Source organism: Pseudomonas sp. M2(2023) (genome assembly GCF_030263955.1).
GTDB classification, from domain to species: domain Bacteria; phylum Pseudomonadota; class Gammaproteobacteria; order Pseudomonadales; family Pseudomonadaceae; genus Aquipseudomonas; species Aquipseudomonas asiatica.
Genome location: NZ_CP127114.1, coordinates 5,167,929 through 5,189,791 on the forward strand (window position 1 = coordinate 5,167,929; position 21,863 = coordinate 5,189,791).

The 21,863-nt window shown below is 62.6% G+C and carries 23 protein-coding genes and 1 pseudogene; 18 read left to right on the top strand and 6 right to left on the bottom strand.

Annotated features, from left to right (window positions below):
- The first annotated feature begins 119 nt into the window (after nt 1-119).
- The 5 genes from QN085_RS23730 to QN085_RS23750 all read left to right on the top strand — a co-directional run bounded on the left by QN085_RS23730 (nt 120) and on the right by QN085_RS23750 (nt 5,839).
- A complete protein-coding gene (locus tag QN085_RS23730; RefSeq protein WP_003249306.1) occupies nt 120-497 on the top strand; it encodes a gamma-butyrobetaine hydroxylase family protein in 378 nt (125 codons plus the stop codon).
- Nucleotides 498-766: 269 nt separating this feature from the next.
- On the top strand, nt 767-2,446 hold the full coding sequence (phaC, locus tag QN085_RS23735) for a class II poly(R)-hydroxyalkanoic acid synthase (RefSeq protein WP_015272085.1): 1,680 nt from the start codon (nt 767-769) through the stop codon (nt 2,444-2,446).
- Between the two features lie 62 nt (nt 2,447-2,508).
- Nucleotides 2,509-3,360, top strand: coding sequence for a poly(3-hydroxyalkanoate) depolymerase (gene phaZ, locus QN085_RS23740; RefSeq protein WP_013974535.1), 852 nt, complete (start codon nt 2,509-2,511; stop codon nt 3,358-3,360).
- A 168-nt stretch (nt 3,361-3,528) separates the two neighbouring features.
- Nucleotides 3,529-5,211 (top strand): class II poly(R)-hydroxyalkanoic acid synthase, encoded by a 1,683-nt coding sequence (phaC, locus tag QN085_RS23745; protein ID WP_024087840.1) that lies wholly within the window; start codon nt 3,529-3,531, stop codon nt 5,209-5,211.
- A gap of 13 nt (nt 5,212-5,224) precedes the next feature.
- Nucleotides 5,225-5,839, top strand: coding sequence for a TetR/AcrR family transcriptional regulator (locus QN085_RS23750; RefSeq protein ID WP_013974537.1), 615 nt, complete (start codon nt 5,225-5,227; stop codon nt 5,837-5,839).
- Between the two features lie 130 nt (nt 5,840-5,969).
- On the opposite strand, the gene QN085_RS23755 is transcribed toward QN085_RS23750, so the two are convergent.
- The 3 genes from QN085_RS23755 to QN085_RS23765 form a co-directional block, all read right to left on the bottom strand.
- The gene (locus QN085_RS23755; RefSeq protein WP_013974538.1) at nt 5,970-6,743 is read right to left on the bottom strand and encodes a phasin family protein; all 774 of its coding nucleotides are present in this window, start codon (nt 6,741-6,743) and stop codon (nt 5,970-5,972) included.
- 10 nt (nt 6,744-6,753) lie between these two features.
- Complete coding sequence (locus QN085_RS23760) at nt 6,754-7,173, bottom strand: phasin family protein (protein ID WP_023663112.1); 420 nt, start codon at nt 7,171-7,173, stop codon at nt 6,754-6,756.
- Between the two features lie 123 nt (nt 7,174-7,296).
- A complete protein-coding gene (locus QN085_RS23765) occupies nt 7,297-7,572 on the bottom strand; it encodes a polyhydroxyalkanoic acid system family protein (RefSeq protein ID WP_013974540.1) in 276 nt (91 codons plus the stop codon).
- Nucleotides 7,573-7,696: 124 nt separating this feature from the next.
- Here QN085_RS23765 and ubiE point away from each other — a divergent pair, with 124 nt between their 5' ends.
- From ubiE to QN085_RS23825, 13 genes and pseudogenes are all read left to right on the top strand, one after another.
- Nucleotides 7,697-8,467, top strand: coding sequence for a bifunctional demethylmenaquinone methyltransferase/2-methoxy-6-polyprenyl-1,4-benzoquinol methylase UbiE (gene ubiE, locus QN085_RS23770; RefSeq protein WP_013974541.1), 771 nt, complete (start codon nt 7,697-7,699; stop codon nt 8,465-8,467).
- Entirely contained in the window at nt 8,467-9,090 is a 624-nt protein-coding gene (locus tag QN085_RS23775; RefSeq protein WP_013974542.1) for a ubiquinone biosynthesis accessory factor UbiJ, read from the top strand. Before ubiE ends, QN085_RS23775 begins: the two co-directional genes overlap by 1 nt.
- Nucleotides 9,087-10,706, top strand: coding sequence for a ubiquinone biosynthesis regulatory protein kinase UbiB (gene ubiB, locus QN085_RS23780; RefSeq protein WP_013974543.1), 1,620 nt, complete (start codon nt 9,087-9,089; stop codon nt 10,704-10,706). Before QN085_RS23775 ends, ubiB begins: the two co-directional genes overlap by 4 nt.
- Before the next feature lie 72 nt (nt 10,707-10,778).
- A complete protein-coding gene (gene hisI, locus QN085_RS23785) occupies nt 10,779-11,171 on the top strand; it encodes a phosphoribosyl-AMP cyclohydrolase (RefSeq protein WP_013974544.1) in 393 nt (130 codons plus the stop codon).
- 1 nt (nt 11,172) lies between these two features.
- Entirely contained in the window at nt 11,173-11,508 is a 336-nt protein-coding gene (locus QN085_RS23790) for a phosphoribosyl-ATP diphosphatase (protein WP_013974545.1), read from the top strand.
- A gap of 172 nt (nt 11,509-11,680) precedes the next feature.
- Nucleotides 11,681-11,953, top strand: coding sequence for a twin-arginine translocase TatA/TatE family subunit (locus QN085_RS23795; protein ID WP_003259853.1), 273 nt, complete (start codon nt 11,681-11,683; stop codon nt 11,951-11,953).
- A 3-nt stretch (nt 11,954-11,956) separates the two neighbouring features.
- Nucleotides 11,957-12,334, top strand: a complete 378-nt coding sequence (gene tatB / locus QN085_RS23800) for a Sec-independent protein translocase protein TatB (RefSeq protein ID WP_003259854.1) — start codon at nt 11,957-11,959, stop codon at nt 12,332-12,334.
- Entirely contained in the window at nt 12,331-13,119 is a 789-nt protein-coding gene (tatC, locus tag QN085_RS23805) for a twin-arginine translocase subunit TatC (RefSeq protein ID WP_013974546.1), read from the top strand. The genes tatB and tatC overlap by 4 nt, the downstream gene beginning before the upstream one ends.
- A complete protein-coding gene (locus tag QN085_RS23810) occupies nt 13,116-13,823 on the top strand; it encodes a 16S rRNA (uracil(1498)-N(3))-methyltransferase (protein WP_013974547.1) in 708 nt (235 codons plus the stop codon). The genes tatC and QN085_RS23810 overlap by 4 nt, the downstream gene beginning before the upstream one ends.
- A 217-nt stretch (nt 13,824-14,040) precedes the next feature.
- Nucleotides 14,041-14,937, top strand: a pseudogene (locus QN085_RS26075) (methyl-accepting chemotaxis protein); the annotation flags it as partial.
- A gap of 198 nt (nt 14,938-15,135) precedes the next feature.
- Entirely contained in the window at nt 15,136-15,840 is a 705-nt protein-coding gene (locus tag QN085_RS26080) for a methyl-accepting chemotaxis protein (protein WP_502945424.1), read from the top strand.
- Nucleotides 15,841-16,103: 263 nt separating this feature from the next.
- On the top strand, nt 16,104-18,047 hold the full coding sequence (locus QN085_RS23820; protein WP_023661321.1) for a methyl-accepting chemotaxis protein: 1,944 nt from the start codon (nt 16,104-16,106) through the stop codon (nt 18,045-18,047).
- A 153-nt stretch (nt 18,048-18,200) separates the two neighbouring features.
- Nucleotides 18,201-19,151, top strand: coding sequence for an RHS repeat-associated core domain-containing protein (locus tag QN085_RS23825; RefSeq protein WP_080563828.1), 951 nt, complete (start codon nt 18,201-18,203; stop codon nt 19,149-19,151).
- Nucleotides 19,152-19,267: 116 nt separating this feature from the next.
- Here the strand turns inward: QN085_RS23825 and QN085_RS23830 are convergent, their stop codons facing one another.
- From QN085_RS23830 to QN085_RS23840, 3 genes are all read right to left on the bottom strand, one after another.
- A complete protein-coding gene (locus QN085_RS23830; RefSeq protein WP_013974550.1) occupies nt 19,268-20,002 on the bottom strand; it encodes an amino acid ABC transporter ATP-binding protein in 735 nt (244 codons plus the stop codon).
- Nucleotides 19,995-20,957 (bottom strand): amino acid ABC transporter permease, encoded by a 963-nt coding sequence (locus tag QN085_RS23835; protein ID WP_013974551.1) that lies wholly within the window; start codon nt 20,955-20,957, stop codon nt 19,995-19,997. The genes QN085_RS23830 and QN085_RS23835 overlap by 8 nt, the downstream gene beginning before the upstream one ends.
- Before the next feature lie 78 nt (nt 20,958-21,035).
- On the bottom strand, nt 21,036-21,833 hold the full coding sequence (locus QN085_RS23840; RefSeq protein WP_024087841.1) for a transporter substrate-binding domain-containing protein: 798 nt from the start codon (nt 21,831-21,833) through the stop codon (nt 21,036-21,038).
- Nucleotides 21,834-21,863: the final 30 nt, after the last annotated feature.

Below are 21,863 nucleotides of genomic sequence, written 5' to 3' on the forward strand. Positions count from 1 at the left end.
GCTGAACTTGTGGGAGCGGCCTTGTGTCGCGAAAGGGCTGCGCAGCAGCCCCAATGTCCCTTGAATCCCTCCTCCATAAGCTGGAAGCTTGCACCATCAGCTCCCGAGAGATTCCAGCCATGGCCCGCCTGCCCACCGCCATCAACCTGCACAAAGCCTCGAAAACCCTCAGCCTCACCTACGCCCCCGGCGAGGTCTACCACCTGCCCGCCGAATTCCTGCGCGTGCACTCCCCCTCCGCCGAGGTCCAGGGCCACGGCAACCCCATCCTGCAGTTCGGCAAGATCAACGTCGGCCTCAGCGGGCTGGAACCTGCCGGGCAATACGCACTGAAACTGACCTTCGACGACGGCCATGACAGCGGCCTGTTCACCTGGGAGTACCTCGAGCAACTGTGCCTGCGCCAGGAACAGCTGTGGGCCGAGTACCTCGACGAACTGCACAAGGCCGGGAAATCCCGCGACCCCGCCGAGTCGGTGGTCAAACTCATGCTCTAGCGCAAGGCCTTCAGGATTTAGAGCGCATTTTCTAAATTCATTTGTTTGAATACCTTACAGACAGCCCAGTGACGGGCTGTCTTGCGCATTACATGAAAGTCGGGTAACCAATGGGGGGTGGCAAGTTCCCTGCATCAAACTGCAGATAGCCAGAACCCTCGCAGCACCGCTGTTCCTTATCACTGGTCACCCGAGTAGCAGTACCGGGCTCAGAACTGTGCACCCGCCACAGAAACCGGTACTCGTCTCAGGACAACGGAGCGTCGTAGATGAGTAACAAGAACAACGATGAGCTGCAGCGGCAGGCCTCGGAAAACACCCTGGGGCTGAACCCGGTCATCGGTATCCGTCGCAAGGACCTGTTGAGCTCGGCACGCACCGTGCTGCGCCAGGCCGTGCGCCAACCGCTGCACAGCGCCAAGCATGTGGCCCACTTTGGCCTGGAGCTGAAGAACGTGCTGCTGGGCAAATCCAGCCTTGCCCCGGAAAGCGACGACCGTCGCTTCAATGACCCGGCATGGAGCAACAACCCACTTTATCGTCGCTACCTGCAAACCTACCTGGCCTGGCGCAAGGAGCTACAGGACTGGATCGGCAGCAGCGACCTGTCGCCCCAGGACATCAGCCGCGGCCAGTTCGTCATCAACCTGATGACCGAAGCCATGGCGCCGACCAACACCCTGTCCAACCCGGCAGCGGTCAAACGCTTTTTCGAAACAGGCGGCAAGAGCCTGCTCGATGGCCTGTCCAACCTGGCCAAGGACCTGGTCAACAACGGCGGCATGCCCAGCCAGGTGAACATGGACGCCTTCGAGGTGGGCAAGAACCTGGGCACCAGTGAAGGCGCCGTGGTGTACCGCAACGATGTGCTGGAGCTGATCCAGTACAGCCCCATCACCGAGCAGGTGCATGCCCGCCCGCTACTGGTGGTGCCGCCGCAAATCAACAAGTTCTACGTATTCGACCTGAGCCCGGAAAAGAGCCTGGCGCGCTACTGCCTGCGCTCACAGCAGCAGACCTTCATCATCAGCTGGCGCAACCCGACCAAAGCCCAGCGCGAATGGGGCCTGTCCACCTATATCGATGCGCTCAAGGAGGCGGTCGACGCGGTGCTGGCGATTACCGGCAGCAAGGACCTGAACATGCTCGGTGCCTGCTCCGGCGGCATCACCTGCACGGCATTGGTCGGCCACTATGCCGCGCTAGGCGAGAACAAGGTCAATGCCCTGACCCTGCTGGTCAGCGTGCTGGACACCACCATGGACAACCAGGTCGCCCTGTTCGTCGACGAGCAGACCCTGGAGGCCGCCAAGCGCCACTCCTACCAGGCCGGCGTGCTCGAAGGCAGCGAGATGGCCAAGGTGTTCGCCTGGATGCGCCCCAACGACCTGATCTGGAACTACTGGGTCAACAACTACCTGCTCGGCAACGAGCCGCCGGTGTTCGACATCCTGTTCTGGAACAACGACACCACGCGCCTGCCGGCCGCCTTCCACGGCGACCTGATCGAAATGTTCAAGAGCAACCCGCTGACGCGCCCGGACGCCCTGGAGGTTTGCGGCACCCCGATCGACCTGAAACAGGTCAAATGCGACATCTACAGCCTTGCCGGCACCAACGACCACATCACCCCGTGGCAGTCGTGCTACCGCTCGGCGCACCTGTTCGGCGGCAAGATCGAGTTCGTGCTGTCCAACAGCGGCCATATCCAGAGCATCCTCAACCCGCCAGGCAACCCCAAGGCGCGCTTCATGACCGGTGCCGATCGCCCGGGTGACCCGGTGGCCTGGCAAGAAAACGCTACCAAGCATGCGGACTCCTGGTGGCTGCACTGGCAAAGCTGGCTGGGCGAACGTGCCGGCGAGCTGAAAAAGGCACCGACCCGCCTGGGCAACCGTGCCTATGCCGCTGGCGAGGCATCCCCGGGCACCTACGTTCACGAGCGTTGAGCTGCAGCGCCGTGGCCCCTGCGGGGCGCCACGGTGTTCATTTCACCCCATGAGTCACGCGCATGCCGCAACCCTATATCTTCAGGACCGTCGAGCTGGACAACCAGTCCATCCGCACCGCCGTCCGCCCGGGCAAGTCGCATCTGACGCCGCTGCTGATCTTCAACGGCATCGGCGCCAACCTGGAGCTGGTGTTTCCGTTCATCGAGGCGCTGGACCCGGACCTGGAAGTCATCGCCTTTGACGTGCCCGGGGTCGGCGGCTCGTCCACGCCGCGCCACCCTTACCGCTTCCCCGGGTTGGCCAAGCTGACGGCACGCATGCTCGACTACCTCGACTACGGCCAGGTCAATGCCATCGGCGTGTCGTGGGGCGGCGCCCTGGCCCAGCAGTTCGCCCACGACTACCCCGAGCGCTGCAAGAAGCTGGTGCTGGCCGCCACTGCCGCCGGTGCGGTGATGGTGCCGGGCAAGCCCAAGGTGCTGTGGATGATGGCCAGCCCGCGGCGCTACGTGCAGCCGTCGCATGTCATCCGCATTGCGCCGACGATCTATGGCGGCGGCTTCCGGCGTGACCCGGACCTGGCCATGCAGCACGCCGCCAAGGTGCGATCCGGCGGCAAGATGGGCTATTACTGGCAGCTGTTCGCCGGGCTTGGCTGGACCAGCATCCATTGGCTGCACAAGATCCAGCAGCCGACCCTGGTGCTGGCAGGCGACGACGACCCGTTGATCCCGCTGATCAACATGCGCCTGCTGGCCTGGCGAATTCCCAATGCCCAGCTACACATTATCGACGACGGCCATCTGTTCCTGATCACCCGGGCCGAGGCCGTCGCCCCGATCATCATGAAGTTCCTTCAGCAAGAGCGTCAGCGCGCTGTCATGCACCCTCGCCCGGTTTCGGGTGTGTGAAGGCGATTTGGGACCCTGTGGGAGCGGGTTCACCCGCGAAGAATCCAACTCGGTGTATGGCACCGGCTTCGCCGGTGTTCGCGGGTGAACCCGCTCCCACAGAGACCCTGCTAAATCAGTGAATATGTTTAGTCATGAGGCACCAGGTCAGGACGAGGGAGTGTTGCCATGAAAGACAAAACGGCCAAAGGAACGACAACGCTTCCCGCCACCAGCATGAACGTGCAGAACGCCATCCTCGGACTGCGCGGCCGTGACCTGATTTCCACGCTGCGCAATGTCAGCCGCCAAAGCCTGCGTCATCCGCTGCACACCGCGCATCACCTGTTGGCCCTGGGTGGTCAGCTGGGCAGGGTGATGCTGGGTGACACACCGTTTCAGCCGAACCCGCGGGATCCGCGCTTCAGCGACCCGACATGGAGCCAGAACCCGTTCTACCGGCGCGGCCTGCAAGCCTACCTGGCCTGGCAGAAGCAGACCCGCCTGTGGATCGAGGAAAGCCACCTGGACGATGATGACCGGGCCCGTGCGCACTTCCTGTTCAACCTGATCAACGATGCACTGGCGCCGAGCAACTCGCTGCTCAACCCGCTGGCGGTCAAGGAACTGTTCAACAGCGGTGGCCAGAGCCTGGTGCGCGGCGTGGCCCACCTGCTCGATGACCTGCGCCACAACGATGGCCTGCCACGCCAGGTCGACGAGCGCGCCTTCGAAGTGGGCGGCAATCTGGCTGCAACCGCCGGCGCCGTGGTGTTTCGCAACGAGCTGCTGGAGCTGATCCAATACAAGCCGATGAGCGAAAAGCAGCACGCCCGGCCACTGCTGGTAGTGCCGCCACAGATCAACAAGTTCTACATCTTCGACCTCAGCTCGACCAACAGCTTTGTCCAGTACATGCTCAAGAGCGGCCTGCAGGTGTTCATGGTGAGCTGGCGCAACCCCGACCCGCGCCACCGCGAATGGGGCCTGTCGAGCTACGTGCAGGCCCTGGAAGAAGCGCTCAACGCTTGCCGCAGCATCAGCGGCAACCGCGACCCCAACCTGATGGGCGCCTGCGCCGGCGGCCTGACCATGGCCGCGCTGCAGGGCCACCTGCAGGCCAAGCACCAGCTGCGCCGGGTGCGCAGCGCCACCTACCTGGTCAGCCTGCTGGACAGCAAGTTCGAAAGCCCCGCCAGCCTGTTCGCCGACGAGCAGACCATCGAGGCCGCCAAGCGCCGCTCCTATCAGCGCGGCGTGCTGGATGGCGCCGAGGTGGCGCGGATCTTCGCCTGGATGCGGCCCAACGACCTGATCTGGAACTACTGGGTCAACAACTACCTGCTCGGCAAGACACCACCAGCCTTCGACATCCTGTACTGGAACGCCGACAGCACGCGCCTGCCCGCCGCGCTGCATGGCGACCTGCTGGACTTCTTCAAGCTCAACCCGCTGACCCACCCCGCCGGCCTGGAGGTATGCGGCACCCCCATCGACCTGCAGAAGGTCGATCTGGACAGTTTCACCGTGGCCGGCAGCAACGACCACATCACCCCGTGGGATGCGGTGTACCGCTCGGCCTTGCTGCTGGGCGGCGACCGTCGCTTCGTGCTGGCCAACAGCGGGCACATCCAGAGCATCATCAACCCGCCCGGCAACCCCAAGGCCTATTACCTGGCCAACCCCAAGCTGTCCAGCGACCCGCGTGCCTGGTTCCACGATGCCAAGCGCAGCGAAGGCAGCTGGTGGCCGTTGTGGCTGGAGTGGATCACCCCGCGCTCCGGCCCGCTCAAGGCACCGCGCAGCGAACTGGGCAATGCCACCTACCCACCGCTGGGCCCTGCGCCGGGCACCTACGTGCTGACCCGATGAGCATGCCGACTGGATGAAGACTCGCGACCGTATCCTCGAATGTGCCCTGCAGCTGTTCAACCAGCAGGGCGAACCGAACGTATCCACCCTGGAAATTGCCAACGAACTGGGCATCAGCCCCGGCAACCTCTACTACCACTTCCACGGCAAGGAGCCGTTGGTGCTGGGGCTGTTCGAGCGCTTTGAAGAAGCGCTGATGCCTTTACTCGACCCGCCGCTGGAGGTACGCCTGGATGCCGAGGATTACTGGCTGTTCCTGCACCTGATCGTCGAACGCATGGCGCAGTACCGCTTCCTGTTCCAGGACCTGTCGAACCTGACCGGGCGCCTGCCCAAACTGGCCCGCGGCATGCGCAGCCTGATCAACGCGCTCAAGCGCACGCTGGCGGCGTTGCTGGCCAGCCTCAAGGGCCAAGGGTTGGTAGAGAGCGAGACCCAGGCGCTGGGGCAACTGGTGGAGCAGATCACCCTGACACTGATGTTCTCGCTGGATTACCAGCGGGTACTGGGGCGCGAGGGGGATGTGGGGATTGTGGTGTACCAGGTGATGATGCTGGTGGCGCCGCATCTGCAGGCCAAGGCGCGGGGGGCGGCGGAGCAGTTGGCGGTGAGGTATCTGGAGGGGTAAGCCTGACAGGAATGTATTGCAGCGGCCGACGCATTCGCGGGTGAACCCGCTCCCACAGGTACGGTGCAGAGCTTACAAGCGGCGCAGCACCTGTGGGAGCGGGTTTACCCGCGAAGAAGGCGACGCGGTATCAGATCAGGGTACCGTTGCCTGTCGGTGCCGAAGGCGGGTTGCTGGCCGGAGCCGCGGTTGGTGCAGGAGCTGCGCTAGCGGCCGGAGCGGCGCTCGCCGCTGGAGCTGCCGGCTTGGCGGCTGCTGGCTTGGCCGGTGCTTTCTTCACTGCCGGCTTCTTCGCCACAGCCGGCTTGGCCGCTGCCGGTTTCGCTGCAGGCTTGGCCGCCGCGGTCTTGGCAGCAGGTTTCGCCGCAGCAGTCTTGGCCGCCGGCTTGGCCGCCGCGGTTTTCGCCGCAGGCTTGGCCGCTGCCGTCTTGGCCAGTGGCTTGGCCGCCGCCTTGCTCGCAGCCGGTTTGGCCGCAGCGCGCGACGAAATCGGCGTAACCGAAGCGCCGGTGAGTTTCTCGATCTGCTTGGTCAGGCTGTCCACCTGCTGGTGCAGGGCCTTGATCTCGTTGCGGCTCGGCACGCCAAGGCGCGAGATGGCGCTGTTCAGGCGCTTGTCGAAGGCCTCTTCGAGTTCGCTCCACTTGCCCAGCGCACGGTCCTTCACGCCCGACACACGCGAAGTGGTCGACGACTTGGCAGTTTCAGCAACACCTTCGGCGGTCTTCTTCGCCTGCTTCTCGGCCTTCTCGCCATCCTTCACCAGCGAGTCGAACAGCTTCGGGCCGTCCTGGTCGATCTTCGAATAGATACCAAGCCCCGCCAGCCAGATCTTGCGGGAGTACTTCTCGATCCCGCCGACCCAGGAGCTGCCTTCTTTCTCGGAATTCTTCTTGCCAGCCATCCTGCTCTCCTTATGGTTTGTGCGCGACGCGCTCGAGCAGCTCGTGGAGCTGTTCAAGCTTGATGGACAACGCCTCAACGTCATGTTTAGACGGAATGCCAAGGCGATTCAAGGCGCGACCTACCCGCGCGTCGAAAGCTTTTTCGATCTTGTCCAGTTGAACTTCGACCTTGCCGCGTACGCGACTGACTTCCTGGGTCGCTTCGTCGATCTGGTTGTTGGCAGCATCGAGCTCCTTGTCGATGCGCTTCTTGCCACGCTTCTCGACGCCTTCGCCGGCCTTGACCAGCTCATTGAAGTAGTCGGAGCCTTCCTGGCCCACACGCGCATAGGCGCCGATGCCTGCCAGCCAGATCTTGCGCGCGTAGCCGCGCACCTCGCCCAGCGTGCCCGGGGCGTCGTCCTTTTTCTTCACAGTCACTTTGGCCATGCTCTGTACCTCATGCTCATGAGTGGAGGAGAAACCGCCCATGGAGGTTGGGCTTGAGCACAAGGTAGAGAGGTAAATTAGAATCTTCACCCTAAGGTGAACGAGCATGGCCCCGGGAAGGGGTCAGGCCAGGGCTTTGTCCAGCGCCCGCTCGATCTCGCCCTTGATGGTGCCGCTCATCATCGACAGCATCATGCCCAGCTTCAATTCGACGCGGATGCGGTCATCGAAGATGTGCACACTGCCGTTGGCACCGCTGCGCGCCACCTCGACCCGGTCACCGTTCCAGGTGGCCTTGAGGTCGTACTCGCGGGTCAGTTTGTCGACCAGCGCTTCAGCCTTGGCACGGGCGGCATCGCGGCCGAGGGAATGTTTGCGTTCGACGCTGATCTGGGTCATGCGGGTGTTCCTGAAGATGAAGACATAATGGGCATTATGCCCGCCCCTGCCCACTGGCACACCCCGCCAAGACAAATCTGCCCGTTCGCCCTAGAATGGCGGTAATTTTTTCCGGTGAAGCGATATGAACGACCAGCGCAAAGGCGACCACGCCGAACCCACCACCCATTTCGGTTACCAGGACGTCCCTGAAAGCCAGAAGGCGAAGAAAGTCGCCGAGGTGTTCCACTCGGTAGCGGCCAAGTACGACCTGATGAACGACGTGCTTTCCGGCGGTATGCACCGCCTGTGGAAGCGCTTCACCATCGAGCTGTCGGGCGTACGCGCCGGCAATCGTGTACTGGACATCGCCGGCGGTACCGGCGACCTGGCCGCCAAGTTCTCGCGGCTGGTCGGCCCGACCGGTCAGGTAGTGCTGGCCGACATCAACGAATCGATGCTCAAGGTCGGCCGTGACCGCCTGCTCGACCGTGGCGTGGCCGGCAACATCGAGTTCGTTCAGGCCGACGCCGAGAAGCTGCCATTCCCGGACAACCACTTCGACTGCGTGACCATCGCCTTCGGCCTGCGCAACGTCACCCACAAGGACGAAGCCATCCGCTCGATGCTGCGCGTGCTCAAGCCAGGCGGTCGCCTGCTGGTGCTGGAGTTCTCCAAGCCGACCAACAAGCTGATGTCCAAGGCCTACGACGCCTACTCGTTCGCCTTCATGCCGCTGGCCGGCAAGCTGATCACCAACGACTCGGAGAGCTACCGTTACCTCGCCGAGTCGATCCGCATGCACCCCGATCAGGAAACCCTGAAGGCCATGATGGTCGAGGCCGGTTTCGACCGGGTCACTTACCACAACATGACCAGCGGCATCGTTGCCGTGCATCGGGGGATCAAGCCCTGATGCTGCTGGCCGGGCTGCTCGCCAGCGCCGAACATGGCCTGAACCGCGTCCTGCGCATGGACAGCACGGCCCTGCCGCGGCTGGCCGCGCTGGAGGGCAAGGTCATCGAGATCGACTGCCGCCAGCCAGCCTTGCAGGTGTTCATCCTGCCCGATGAAGAGGGCCTGATGCTCGCCGCCCACTGGCAAGGCGAGGTCGACTGCAGCCTGCGCGCCCCGGCCGGCAGCCTGGCGCAACTGGCCCTGGCCAGGGACAAGACCGCCGTGCTGCACAGCCCGCAAGTCGAACTGCATGGCGACAGCGCCGTGTTGCTGGACCTGTTCGGTGTGCTGCAGGACCTGGATCTGGACTGGGAACACGAACTGCAACGCTGGCTTGGCCCGGTCGCCACGGCGCTGCTGGCCGGCCACATCCGCCTGCGTGCACGCTGGACCCGCCAGGGCCTGGCGCGCTTCAGCCAGAACCTTTCCGAGTACCTGGCCGAAGAGTCCCGTACCCTGGTCGGCAAGCGCGAAGCCGAAGCCGCCTTCAGTGAGCTCGATACCCTGAAGCTCGATACAGAACGCCTCGAGGCGCGCCTCAAGCGCCTCTCCCGATCCCTTGATACCAGCGATAACGCATGAAGCTGCTCGCCGTCCGCCGTCTTTTTCGCATCCAGCGTGTGGTGATCCGCTACCGTCTCGATGACCTGCTGTTCGACCTGCCGCTGCCCTGGTGGCTGATGAGCCTGCGCCTGCTGATGCCGTGGCGCTGGCTGCCGCGCAAGCCGTCCGAGCTCAACCGAGGCGCGCGCCTGCGCCTGGCCCTGCAGGACCTGGGGCCGATCTTCATCAAGTTCGGCCAGTTGTTGTCCACCCGCCGTGATCTGCTGCCCAACGACATAGCCGATGAACTGATGCTGCTGCAGGACCGCGTGCCGCCGTTCGACCCCAAGCAGGCCGTGGCACTGATCGAGGCACAGCTGGGCGCCCCGGTAACGCAACTGTTCAGCCGCTTCGACGTCGAACCACTGGCCTCGGCCTCGGTGGCCCAGGTGCATGCTGCGCGCCTGAAAAGTGGCGAAGAAGTAGTGGTCAAGGTGGTTCGCCCGGGCCTGAAGCCGGTGATCGCCCAGGACCTGGCCTGGCTGTTCCTGATCGCCAAGGCCGCCGAGCGCGCTTCGGCCGACGCCCGCCGCCTGCACCCGGTGGAAATCGTCGGCGACTACGAAAAAACCATCTACGACGAGCTCGACCTGCTGCGCGAAGCGGCCAACGCCAGCCAGTTGCGGCGCAATTTCGAAGGCTCCGAGCTGATGTACGTGCCCCAGGTGTACTGGGACCTGTGCCGCCCCAAGGTGCTGGTGATGGAGCGCATCTACGGCGTGCCGGTGACCGACATGGCCACCTTGGCCGATCAGCGCACCGACATGAAGCTGCTGGCCGAACGAGGCGTGGAGGTGTTCTTCACCCAGGTGTTCCGCGACAGCTTCTTCCATGCCGACATGCACCCGGGCAACATTTTCGTCAGCACGGTCAAACCATGGAGCCCGCAGTACATCGCCATCGACTGCGGCATCGTCGGCAGCCTGACCGCCGAGGACCAGGACTACCTGGCGCGCAACCTGATCGCTTTCTTCAAGCGTGACTACCGCCGCGTCGCCCAGTTGCACATCGACTCGGGCTGGGTGCCGGCGCACACCAAGGTCAACGAGTTCGAAGCGGCGATCCGCACCGTGTGCGAGCCGATCTTCGAAAAACCGTTAAAGGATATTTCCTTCGGCCAGGTGCTGATGCGCCTGTTCCAGACCGCCCGGCGCTTCAACATGGAAGTGCAGCCGCAGCTGGTGTTGCTGCAGAAGACCCTGCTCAACATCGAAGGCCTGGGCCGCCAGTTGTACCCAGACCTGGACCTGTGGAGCACCGCCAAACCATTCCTCGAGCGCTGGATGCGCGACCGCATGAGCCCCAAGGCCGTGCTCGGCAACATCCACAGCCAGGTCGAGCAACTGCCTCACCTGGCCGACATGGCCCGCGACCTGCTCGAGCGCCTGTCGCAACCGCACCTGCACGATCCGCAACTGCCGGAGCGGCGCCGCCAGGGTGACCGCTGGGCGCTGCGCCTGCTCGGCGCCGGCCTGCTCGGAGGTGGCGCGGTACTGGCCGCTGGCGCCGCCGCAGCCGCCAGCCTGGCCGCCCCTGCCGCCTGGCCGGCCTGGCTGATGCTGGCCGCCGGCCTTTACCTGATCGTGCGCCAATAGCCAGCCGCGCCCATGGCTGGCACACTAGCGCAAAGGGCCCGGCACAGGAGCGGGCCCGCTTTGGAGTCGACGATGAAAGACTGGCTGGACGAGATCAAGTGGAACAGCGAGGGCCTGGTACCGGCGATCGCCCAGGACCACAAGACCGGACGCGTGCTGATGATGGCCTGGATGAACCGCGAATCGCTGGCCCTGACCGCCGCCGAGCAACGCGCCATCTACTGGTCGCGTTCGCGTGGCAAGCTGTGGCGCAAGGGCGAGGAATCCGGGCATGTGCAGAAGCTGCATGAAATGCGCTTGGACTGCGATGCCGACGTGATCATCCTGATGGTCGAGCAACTGGGCCATATCGCCTGCCATACCGGCCGTGAAAGCTGCTTCTACCGCGTCTTCGAAGACGGCCAGTGGAAAACCGTCGACCCGGTCCTGAAAGACCCGGATGCCATCTACAGCGCAGGACACTGACATGAGCGACACCCTGAACCGCCTGGCCGAAGTGCTTGAAGAACGCAAGCAAGCGGCCCCCGACAGCTCCTACGTGGCCAGCCTGTACCACAAGGGCCTGAACAAGATCCTCGAAAAGCTCGGCGAAGAGTCGGTCGAGACGATCATTGCCGCCAAGGATGCCGCGGTCAGCAAGGATTACAGCGATGTCATCTACGAAACCGCCGACCTGTGGTTTCATAGCCTGGTAATGCTCAGCGCGCTGGGCCAGCATCCGCAAGCCGTGCTCGATGAGCTGGAGCGTCGCTTCGGGCTTTCCGGGCATGATGAGAAGGCGGCTCGACAGCCGTCTGCCTGATGTAATTCAAGTGCGCGGGGCCCCCTCTCTTTTTTGTGGGAGCGGGTTCACCCGCGAAGAATGCGACGCGGTGTATGGCACCGGCTAAGCCGGTGTTCGCGGGTGAACCCGCTCCCACAGGGGCCGCGTTGCCAGAACAATTCGCTTTACCTGTAAATTTCAGGAGTACGAAATGGGTATCTTTGACTGGAAACACTGGATCGTCCTGCTGGTGGTCGTGGTCCTGGTGTTCGGTACCAAGAAGCTGAAGAACTTCGGCAGTGACCTGGGTGAGTCGATCAAGGGCTTCCGCAAAGCCATGAGCGACGAAGAGAACAAGCCGGCCGAGCAGACCCCGCCGCCTGCCCAACCCGTTCCACCGGTGCAGAACACTGCCCAGCAGAACCAGGGCCACACCATCGAAGGCCAGGCCCAGCCGGTCCAAGAGCCACAGCGGAAAGACTGACCCATGTTCGGCATCAGTTTCAGCGAGCTGCTGCTCGTCGGTCTGGTCGCCCTGCTGGTGCTCGGCCCCGAGCGCCTGCCCGGTGCCGCGCGCACCGCAGGCCTGTGGATCGGCCGGCTCAAGCGCAGTTTCAACAGCATCAAGATGGAAGTGGAGCGCGAAATCGGCGCCGACGAAATCCGCCGCCAGCTGCACAACGAGCACATCCTGCAGATGGAGGAGGAAGCCAAGCGCATCCTCAACCCGATGACGCCGCCGGCGCAGCCGCCTGTCACCACCGCCACCGTTCAGCCCCCCGCCGGGCTCGAAGCCAGGCCGGTCGAGACCGCTGCCGCCCCGGCCACGCCTTCTGAACCGCCTCAACCGCCGCGAGCCCCATGAGCGAAAATCCGGAACACGACCAGCCAATGCCGCTGGTTTCGCACCTGACCGAACTGCGCACCCGCCTGTTGCGCTGCGTTGCCGTCATTTTCCTGATCTTTGCCGGGCTGTTCTCCTTCGCCCAGCAGATCTACACCCTGGTCTCCGCACCGCTGCGCGAGCACTTGCCGGCCAATGCGACGATGATCGCCACCGACGTGGCATCGCCGTTCCTCACGCCGTTCAAGCTGACCATGATCGTCTCGCTGTTCCTGGCGATTCCGTTCATCCTCCAGCAGATCTGGGGCTTCATCGCACCCGGGCTGTACCGCCATGAAAAGCGCATCGCCATTCCGCTGCTGGTGTCGAGCATCTTCCTGTTCTACGCCGGCATGGCCTTCGCCTATTTCCTGGTGTTCCCGCTGATCTTCGGCTTCTTCGCCAGCGCCACGCCGGAAGGCGTGTCGATGATGACCGACATCGCCAGCTACCTCGACTTCGTGATGACGCTGTTCTTCGCCTTTGGCGTGGCCTTCGAAATCCCGGTGGCGGTGGTGCTGCTGGTATGGATCGGCGTGGTCGACGTGAAGTACCTGAAGAAGATTCGCCCCTACGTGATCATCGGCTGCTTCGTGGTCGGCATGGTCCTTACCCCTCCGGACATCTTCTCCCAAACCCTGCTGGCCGTACCCATGTGGCTGCTGTTCGAGATCGGCGTGCTGTGCGGCAGCCTGATCCGCAAGCGCAGCGCCCACGACGAAACCGCCAACGACCACAACGACCAGCCACCAGCGACCCAACCGTGAACCTGTTGCTCCTTGAAGAGGCCGACTTCGTCTCGGCCGACCGCGTCGTCCTCGCAGATCGGCGCTTCACCCACATGCAGGATATCCACCGTGTGGCGGTGGGCGACAACCTGCGCGTTGGCCGTATCAACGGCCTGATGGGCAAGGCCACGGTGCTGCGCCTGGAAAAGCACGAAGCCGAACTGGAAGTCGCCTTTGACCAGCAGCCACCGGCCAAGCTGCCGCTGACCCTGGTGCTGGCCGTACCTCGGCCAAAAATGCTGCGCCGGCTTTTCCAGACCGTGGCCACCCTTGGCGTGCCGCGATTGATCCTGCTGAACAGCTACAAGGTCGAGAAAAGCTTCTGGCAAACACCGTTCCTGCACCCGGACAGCGTTCGCGAGAACCTCATCCTGGGCCTGGAACAAGCCCGCGACACCGTGCTGCCCGAAGTGATCATCGAGAAGCGCTTCAAACCGTTCGTCGAAGACCGCCTGCCGGCCATCGCCGCAGGCACCCTGGGCCTGGTCGGGCACCCCGGCCCCTACCCCGCCTGCCCGCGCGCCGTGGAACAGCCCGTGACCCTGGCCATCGGCCCGGAGGGCGGCTGGATCCCTTACGAAGTCGATCTGCTGGGCAAGGCTGGCCTGGCACCCGTGCAGCTGGGAGACCGCATTTTGCGGGTCGAGACTGCGGTGACAGCACTGCTATCACGAATTTTCTGACACATAAGTCAACTTTCAGCCATAAAGTTTCCCTCCCCCAGGCCGATTGTCTTGGCAACACAACAATTAATCGTGGTGCCAAGCCGCCGGGGAGTCGTACATGTATCAATGGTTCGCCCACTCATTGGGCAATGTGAGTGTCAATCGCAAACTGGGGCTAGGCTTCGGCCTGGTACTGCTGTTGACCCTGGCCATCACCCTGGCCGGCTGGCACGGCATGGACAGCATCATCAACCGTGGCGACAAGCTGGGAAACATCTCTGTCATCCTGCAGTACACCCAGGAACTGCGCATCGCCCGCCAGCATTACCAGCGCCAGCCTGACGAAGCCTCGGTGGCAGAGTTGGAAAAGGCACTGGGCAACCTCGAACGCCAAGTGCAGTTTATGCTCGGGCAGATCGAGCAGCCCGTTGACAGACAGCGCCTTGAGCAGCAGCGCGAGGCCGTGCGCGGCTACCAGCAGGCATTCAACGACCTGAAACAGGCCGGCCAGCGCCGCGAGGCCAGCCGCGCCGTACTTGGCGACACTGCCGATAAGGCCGCGGAGCTGATTGGCCGGGTGCAACGCGGCCTGCTGCAGGGAGGCGATATCAGCCAGTACCAGCACGCAGTGGAAGTCAGCGCCCTTTTGCAGCAGGCGCGCTTCCAGGTACGCGGCTACACCTACAGCGGCAACGCCGACTATCAGCAAACGGCGCTGAAAGCTATCGACCAGGCCTTGGCCGAACTGCGCGCGCTACCGGCCAAAGTGCCGGCGGAGCATGCTGCCAGCCTGGACGATGCCACCACCGCCCTGGCAGGCTACCGCGACGCGGTCACCCAGTTCGGCAGTGCCCAGGTCGCCAGTGAGCAGGCCCTGCAGAGCATGGTCGAGCACGGCACGGTACTGCTGGAGACCAGCCAGGCGATGACCACCTCACAAACCGCCGTGCGCGACGCCGGGGCGGCCCAAGCCAAGACCGTGCTCGCCGTGGCCACCGTGCTGGCGCTGGCTCTCGGCCTGCTGGCGGCCTGGGCCATCACCCGGCAGATCATCGTCCCGCTGCGCCAGACCTTGCACGCCGCCGAGCGCGTGGCCAGTGGCGACCTGACCCTGAGCCTGCAGGTACAACGTCGCGATGAACTGGGCCAGTTGCAGGCCAGCATGCAGCGCATGACCCAGGGCCTGCGCGAACTGATCAGCGGCATCGGTGATGGTGTGACGCAGATCGCCAGTGCTGCCGAGGAGCTGTCGGCGGTGACCGAGCAGACCAGTGCCGGAGTCAACAACCAGAAGGTCGAGACCGATCAGGTGGCAACCGCCATGAACCAGATGACCACCACCGTGCATGAGGTGGCGCGCAATGCCGAGCAGGCCTCGGAAGCTGCGTTGATGGCCGATCAGCAAGCCCGCGAAGGCGACCGTGTGGTGGGCGAGGCAGTGGCGCAGATCGAGCGCCTGGCCGGCGAAGTGGTCAACTCCAGCGAAGCGATGAACCAGCTCAAGGCCGAAAGCGACAAGATCGGCAGCGTGCTCGACGTGATCAAGTCGGTGGCCCAGCAGACCAACCTGCTGGCCCTCAACGCGGCGATCGAGGCGGCCCGGGCCGGCGAGGCCGGGCGTGGCTTTGCCGTGGTGGCCGATGAGGTGCGCAGCCTGGCGCAGCGCACCCAGCAATCGACCGAAGAGATCGAAGAGCTGATTGCCGGCCTGCAGAGCGGCACCCAGCGCGTGGCCAGCGTGATGGACAGCAGCCGCCAGTTGACCGACAGCAGCGTCGAACTGACCCGCCGCGCCGGCAGCTCGCTGGAAACCATCACCCGGACCGTATCGTCGATCCAGGCCATGAACCAGCAGATTGCCACGGCAGCGGAAGAACAGACGGCCGTGGCAGAAGAGATCAACCGCAGCGTGATGAACGTGCGGGATATTTCTGACCAGACCTCGGCGGCCAGTGAAGAGACGGCCAGTTCCAGCGTGGAGCTGGCGCGGTTGGGTACCCACCTGCAAGGGTTGGTGGGGCGGTTCAGACTCTAGGCTGATGTGTAAGTCGCCTGTACTGGCCTCTTCGCGGGTAGACCCGCTCCCACAGGTACCGCACAGTTCTCAAAATCTGTGCAGTACCTGTAGAAGCGGGTTTACCCGCGAAGAGGCCGGCACAGATGGAATATTCCTACCTGTTGAAGTGAAATTTCCTACCTGATTATCAGGTCAAGTCCTACAGCTCCGCTGCCGATTGGCAAAGGTGTGATGCCAGCAATACGCCTGCATCCTCGCCCCCAATCGCACGGAGATTCCTCATGCTCGGCTACCTCAACCGCAAGCTCGGCAACATCAGTGTCGCCGCCAAGCTCGCCCTCGGCTTTGCCGTAGTCCTGCTGCTTACCCTGGCCACCACCGTCAGTGGCTGGCGTGCACTGGATGACGCCATTGTGCGCTCGCAGCAACTCAGCGAAATCGGCCTGATCAACGACCTGACCAAAGACTTGCGCGCAGAGCGCATCACTTACCGCGTACTCAACGACAACGCCAGCAGAACGCGGATAGCCAACATTCTCGACCAGCTCAACAGCATGCTGAGCACCTTGCAACAACGTAGCAGCGTGGATGAATCCCGGCAGATGCTGACCGAAAAGCTGGCGTTGCTGCAGCGCCTGCGCGGCGATTTCAGCGAGCTGGAGAATACTGTCGCCAAGCGTATCGCCCTGCGCCAGGCCATGCAGGCCCGTGAGCAGAAGCTCACCGAAGTAATCGACGATCTCCAGACCCAGGCCTTGCTGAGGATGCCTGCCAACAGCCAGCAAAGCGGTGTGCTGGGGCTGATGGACACGCTTAGCCGACATATCGACGGTGCCAACCAGCAGAGCCTGGTTCCGGCCTACACCTTCTCCCCTGTGGAAAGCTTCGCCAAGGTCGGCGACAGCTCCCTGGATGCCGCCGCCAGCAGCCTTGCGCAACTGCTCAAAGGCCTTGCTCCACTTGGCTTGCCGCTTACGCTCACCCAGCAGCCTGGGGAGCAGCTGGCCAACTACCGCGCCAGCCTGGATGAGTATCGTCGGGCTGCGGTGCGTGTCGAACAGCTGCAAAACAATATGGAGAACATGGGCAACGAGCTGCGTGCGGTAAGCCTGGAACTTGGCAAACGCAAGATCGAGCAGCGCGACAGGGAGGCCCTTGAGGCCCGCTCACTGCTGACCACTGTAGCCCTGCTGGCGTTGGCCGTAGGCGTCCTGTCGGGCTGGCTGATCACTTTGCAAATCACCCAGCCGCTGCGTCAGACCCTGGCCGTGGCCGGGCGCATCGCCAAGGGCGACCTGAGCCAGGTCGAACCGGTGCAACGCCGCGACGAGATGGGCCAGTTGCAAACCAGCATGCGCGAAATGACCTTGAGCCTGCGCGAGCTGATCGGTGGCATCGACCAGGGCGTCAGCCACCTGTCACAGGCCGCCACACAGCTGGCGGCCAGTAGCGAAGACACCAAGCTGCGCATCAACCAGCAACGCGAGGAAACCGATCAGGTGGCCACGGCCATGAACCAGATGAGCGCCACCGTGCAGGAAGTGGCGCAGAACGCCGAACAGGCCTCGCTGGCGGCGACCAACGCCGACCAGCAGGCACAGATCGGCGACCAAGTGGTGGCCGAAGCTATTGGCCGTATCGAACAGCTGGCCGGGCAGATGGACCATTGCCTGGCGGCCATGCAGCACCTGGCGGGCGAGAGCCAGCGCATTGGCAGCATCCTCGATGTGATCAAGTCAGTGTCCGAGCAGACCAACCTGCTGGCCCTGAACGCGGCGATCGAAGCGGCACGGGCGGGTGAAGCCGGGCGTGGTTTTGCCGTGGTGGCCGATGAAGTGCGCGGTCTGGCCCAGCGCACCTCGACGGCGACCGAGGAAATCGGCCAACTGATCGACAGCCTGCACAACGGCACCGACGAAGTGACCCGCCTGCTGGACAACAGCAAGAACCTGACCGAGCAGAGTGTGGAGCTGAGCCGCAAGGCTGGGCATGCGTTGAGCCAGATCACCGACACGGTGTCCAGCATCCAGGGCATGAACCAGCAAATTGCCACGGCCAGCGAAGAGCAGAGCGTGGTCGCCGAGCAGATCAACCGCAGTGTGCTGAATGTGCGCGATGTGTCGGATCAGACCAGTGCGGCCAGTGAGCAAACGGCGACTTCGAGTGGGGAACTGGAGCAGTTGGGGCAGCAGTTGCGGGGGATGGTGGGGCGGTTCAATATTTGAGTTTGCCGGGGCTGCTCTGCAGCCCCTCAACCGTTCAACCAGGGCTTGGGTATAAAGAATTAACTGAGCACACCAACCTAGCATTTTTGCCAGTTGTTGGGGCTGCCTTGCTGCCCGCACCCTTGAGGCCATGATTCAATAGGGAGTCATCTCATGGGTAATCGTCAATTACGCTTTTATGAACATGATCGGCTCGCCTCTATTGGAGTGCCCGGCAACCCAGTAAGAATAATGTACGCGGCCGGCAGCCCGATATGCCAGCTAGGGGGCTCATCCTTTGCCGAGGGCAACCTGATTGCTATCGACCAAGCAAACTCCGTCTTGGCTTCGAGCCATAGTTCTGCTGTCAACAGGCTGACATACTGTGCTTATGGATATAACCCCATTGGGCCTTCACCTGTAGCACCAGGTTACAACGGAGAGTATCTTGAGGATTTCGGCGTTTACTTGTTAGGCCGCGGCGAACGAGGATACAGCCCCCGCCTTAGGCGATTTATTTCTTCCGATCGTGCCAGCATCTTCCTGACTGGCAACCTTAATGCATACGCTTACACTGCGGGCGATCCGATTAATTATAACGATCCCTCAGGAAATATCCGCGGACCTATAGCGCGCTACTACGATTGGAAAGCTGGAAAGTCCCTAGTCAAAGCCTCAAAAAATTTGAAAAACCGCATAGACAGCACTCGAAACTTAGAATACAACATCGGCCACGAAAAAAGAAAAGACGCGCAAAGAGCGAGGGACATTAAAACGACTGACATCGCACTTAAGAAAACAGAAACCGAAATGTTAGCGCTCATAGATTCCATGGCGAAAATGGATGGCACAGTAACATACGAGAGCAGCAAGCATGGATTAAAGGCAAGTTATTTGTACGAAGACTACGCCAACCAAGCTGCCAAACTAAAAAGCCTAGAATCCACTTTTGAAGCGCTGAGCACCAAGCGCTCGGAACTAGAGAAAGCAACATCTCAAGTTTCGCGCGCAAAATCGGAATTTGAACAGAATGAATTAGCAATCCAGACAGCCCGCAGCCGTCTAGATTATCTAGAAAAGAAATATCCTCATCTAGCTTCAAAGGCAATAAGAAAAAACCTTTAAGCAACATGCAGCGCAACTTTTCTTTGCCTCCTGCATTCCAAACAACAAATGAGCGAGACAGCCAACCCGCAGGAAGCGAGCTTTGGGGTTGGCTACGCTCTACCGTTCACTACCTGTCACAACACCTGGCGCAGGAACGCCTGCGCACGCGGGTCTTTCGGCGAGGCGAAGAACGCGGCTGGGGCCGAATCTTCCAGCAACTTGCCATGGTCGAAGAACAGCACGCGGTCCGCCACTTCACGGGCAAAGCCCATTTCGTGGGTAACGCAGACCATGGTCATGCCTTCCTGGGCCAAGGTCTTCATCACGTCCAGCACCTCGCCGACCATTTCCGGGTCAAGCGCCGAGGTTGGCTCGTCGAACAGCATCACTTTCGGGTCCATGGCCAGGGCTCGGGCGATCGCCACCCGCTGCTGCTGGCCACCGGACAGGCGCGACGGGTATTCGTTGGCTTTCTGCGCAATGCCTACCTTCTCCAGCAGCGCCCGGGCCTTGGCTTCGCGGTCGGCCTTGTTGCGCTTGCGCACCACCTTCTGTGCCAGGCACAGGTTCTCCAGCACGGTCATGTGCGGGAACAGGTTGAAGTGCTGGAACACCATGCCGACTTCGCGGCGGTAGGCGTTGATGTCGGTCTTCGGGTCGGCCAGTTGCAGGCCGTCGATGGCCACATGGCCTTCGTCGAAATGCTCCAGGCCGTTGAGGCAACGCAGGAAGGTCGATTTGCCCGAACCCGACGGGCCGAGCACCACCACCACCTCGCCCTTGGCGACCTGGGTGGTGACGTTATCCACAGCCCGTACCACGTGGCCACGGGTGTCGAAGACTTTCAGCAGGTCACGGACTTCAATCACTTTGCGCAAGCCTCCGCTCGAGCCGGCTGGCCAGGTGCGACAGCGGCAGGTTGATCAGCAGGTACAGGCCTGCCACGCAGAACCAGATCTCGAAGGTCGAGAACGAGGTGGTAATGGCCTCGCGGCCGCTCTTGGTCAGTTCGGTGATGGCGATCACCGACACCAGCGAGGTGTCCTTGACCAGGCTGATGAACTGGCCGGCCAAAGGCGGCAGCACGCGCTTGAAGGCCTGCGGCAGGATGACGTGGCGCATCGACTGGCCTGCGTTCAGGCCCAGCGAGCGGGCCGCTTCGTTCTGGCCCTTGGCAATGGACTGCACGCCGGCACGAACGATTTCGGCCACGTAGGCGCCGGTGAACAGCGCCAGTGCAGCCACCCCGGCAAACTCGCGGGACAGGTTGAGCACGGTACCGATGAAGAAGTAGAAGATGAAGATCTGTACCAGCAGCGGTGTACCGCGCACCAGCTCGACGTACACCGTCGACAGGTCCCGCAGCGTAGGGTTGCTAGACAGGCGGCAGAGGCCGGCGAACAGGCCGATCAACAGGCCCAAGGCACCGGATACCACCGAAATCCAAAGCGTGGTCCACAGGCCCCAGGCCAGCGGGCCGGCCGCCCAGTGACGGGTGACGCCAATCTGGTCGCCTTCGGAAACATCGTCGCCGCGGGCCAGCTGCAGGCTGTCCTTGGCCACATCGAGCACCTGCTCGGCACCGTTCTCGTCCTTCAGCGTGACACGGGCATTATCGCCAGAGATGACGATGTCCTGCACGGTGCCGTAACCGGCGGCGCGCTGTGCTTCCTCGGCCTTGTAGGCGAAGTACTGCGGTACGCGGTTCCAGCGCCACTCGTAGGAAATCATCGAGGTGGCCATGTACAGGCTGAACGCCAGGCCCACCAGGACCAGGGCAGTCAAACCGTGCCAGGGCCACTGGGCTTTCTTGTGTTTGATCACGTGGGGTACTTCCGTAAATGCGAACGCGCAGGGTTTGCCTGCGCGTCGGGGTCATAAAGCCGGCTTGTGGCCTGGGCCTTATTCCATTTCCTTCAGCCAGTCCTTGTTCTTGAACCACTTGTCGTGAATACGATCGTAGGTCCCGTCATGCTTGATCTGGTGCAGGAAGTTGTTGATGAAGTTGATGCTGTCGTAGTCGCCTTTCTTCAGGCCGAAGGCCAGCGGCTCGTAGGTGAAGGGTTCTTCGAGGAACAGCAGCTTGCCGGCACCGGCCTTGTCCACTGCCACCACGTTGTACGGCGCGTCGTAGACGAAGGCGTCAGCCTTGCCGTTGACCACGTCCATCACCGCTTCCTGCTCGTTGTCGTAGCCGTGGTACTTGGCCTTGGCGATCAGCTTCTTGGAAACCATTTCGCCGGTGGTGCCGAGCTTGGAGGTGATGCGGTACTTCTCGTTGTTCAGGTCCTTGTACGACTTGATCTCGCCCGCCAGTTCCTTGCGGATCAGCAGGGTCTGGCCGACCACGATGAAGGGTTCGCTGAAGTTCAGGCGCAGGTTGCGTTCCTGGGTCAGGGTCATGCCGCTACCGATCATGTCGAACTTGTCGGTCAGCAGGGCCGGGATGATGCCGTCATAGGCCGTGGATACCGGCTCGAACTTGACGCCCATGGACTTGGCCATGGCTTTGAGGATATCGACTTCAAAGCCGATGATCTCGCCACGCTTGTTGGTCATCTGGAACGGCATGTAGGTCGGGTCCATGCCCACGCGCAAGGTGCCGCGCTTGACCGCGTCATCGATCGCGCCCGCCTGGGCGGCCGTTACGGCGACCAGGGCGGTGACACCGACCAGCAGTCGCGAAAGGTATTTCTTGATCATCACCAAGTCCCCTAGCAAGAAAAGTAG

Bases quoted from the DNA above. Each gene is read 5' to 3' on its own strand.
- QN085_RS23730 (WP_003249306.1), top strand. From the start codon at position 120: ATGGCCCGCCTGCCCACCGCCATCAACCTGCACAAAGCCTCGAAAACC.
- phaC (WP_015272085.1), top strand. From the start codon at position 767: ATGAGTAACAAGAACAACGATGAGCTGCAGCGGCAGGCCTCGGAAAAC.
- phaZ (WP_013974535.1), top strand. From the start codon at position 2,509: ATGCCGCAACCCTATATCTTCAGGACCGTCGAGCTGGACAACCAGTCC.
- phaC (WP_024087840.1), top strand. From the start codon at position 3,529: ATGAAAGACAAAACGGCCAAAGGAACGACAACGCTTCCCGCCACCAGC.
- QN085_RS23750 (WP_013974537.1), top strand. From the start codon at position 5,225: ATGAAGACTCGCGACCGTATCCTCGAATGTGCCCTGCAGCTGTTCAAC.
- QN085_RS23755 (WP_013974538.1), bottom strand. From the start codon at position 6,743: ATGGCTGGCAAGAAGAATTCCGAGAAAGAAGGCAGCTCCTGGGTCGGC.
- QN085_RS23760 (WP_023663112.1), bottom strand. From the start codon at position 7,173: ATGGCCAAAGTGACTGTGAAGAAAAAGGACGACGCCCCGGGCACGCTG.
- QN085_RS23765 (WP_013974540.1), bottom strand. From the start codon at position 7,572: ATGACCCAGATCAGCGTCGAACGCAAACATTCCCTCGGCCGCGATGCC.
- ubiE (WP_013974541.1), top strand. From the start codon at position 7,697: ATGAACGACCAGCGCAAAGGCGACCACGCCGAACCCACCACCCATTTC.
- QN085_RS23775 (WP_013974542.1), top strand. From the start codon at position 8,467: ATGCTGCTGGCCGGGCTGCTCGCCAGCGCCGAACATGGCCTGAACCGC.
- ubiB (WP_013974543.1), top strand. From the start codon at position 9,087: ATGAAGCTGCTCGCCGTCCGCCGTCTTTTTCGCATCCAGCGTGTGGTG.
- hisI (WP_013974544.1), top strand. From the start codon at position 10,779: ATGAAAGACTGGCTGGACGAGATCAAGTGGAACAGCGAGGGCCTGGTA.
- QN085_RS23790 (WP_013974545.1), top strand. From the start codon at position 11,173: ATGAGCGACACCCTGAACCGCCTGGCCGAAGTGCTTGAAGAACGCAAG.
- QN085_RS23795 (WP_003259853.1), top strand. From the start codon at position 11,681: ATGGGTATCTTTGACTGGAAACACTGGATCGTCCTGCTGGTGGTCGTG.
- tatB (WP_003259854.1), top strand. From the start codon at position 11,957: ATGTTCGGCATCAGTTTCAGCGAGCTGCTGCTCGTCGGTCTGGTCGCC.
- tatC (WP_013974546.1), top strand. From the start codon at position 12,331: ATGAGCGAAAATCCGGAACACGACCAGCCAATGCCGCTGGTTTCGCAC.
- QN085_RS26080 (WP_502945424.1), top strand. From the start codon at position 15,136: ATGACCACCACCGTGCATGAGGTGGCGCGCAATGCCGAGCAGGCCTCG.
- QN085_RS23820 (WP_023661321.1), top strand. From the start codon at position 16,104: ATGCTCGGCTACCTCAACCGCAAGCTCGGCAACATCAGTGTCGCCGCC.
- QN085_RS23825 (WP_080563828.1), top strand. From the start codon at position 18,201: ATGGGTAATCGTCAATTACGCTTTTATGAACATGATCGGCTCGCCTCT.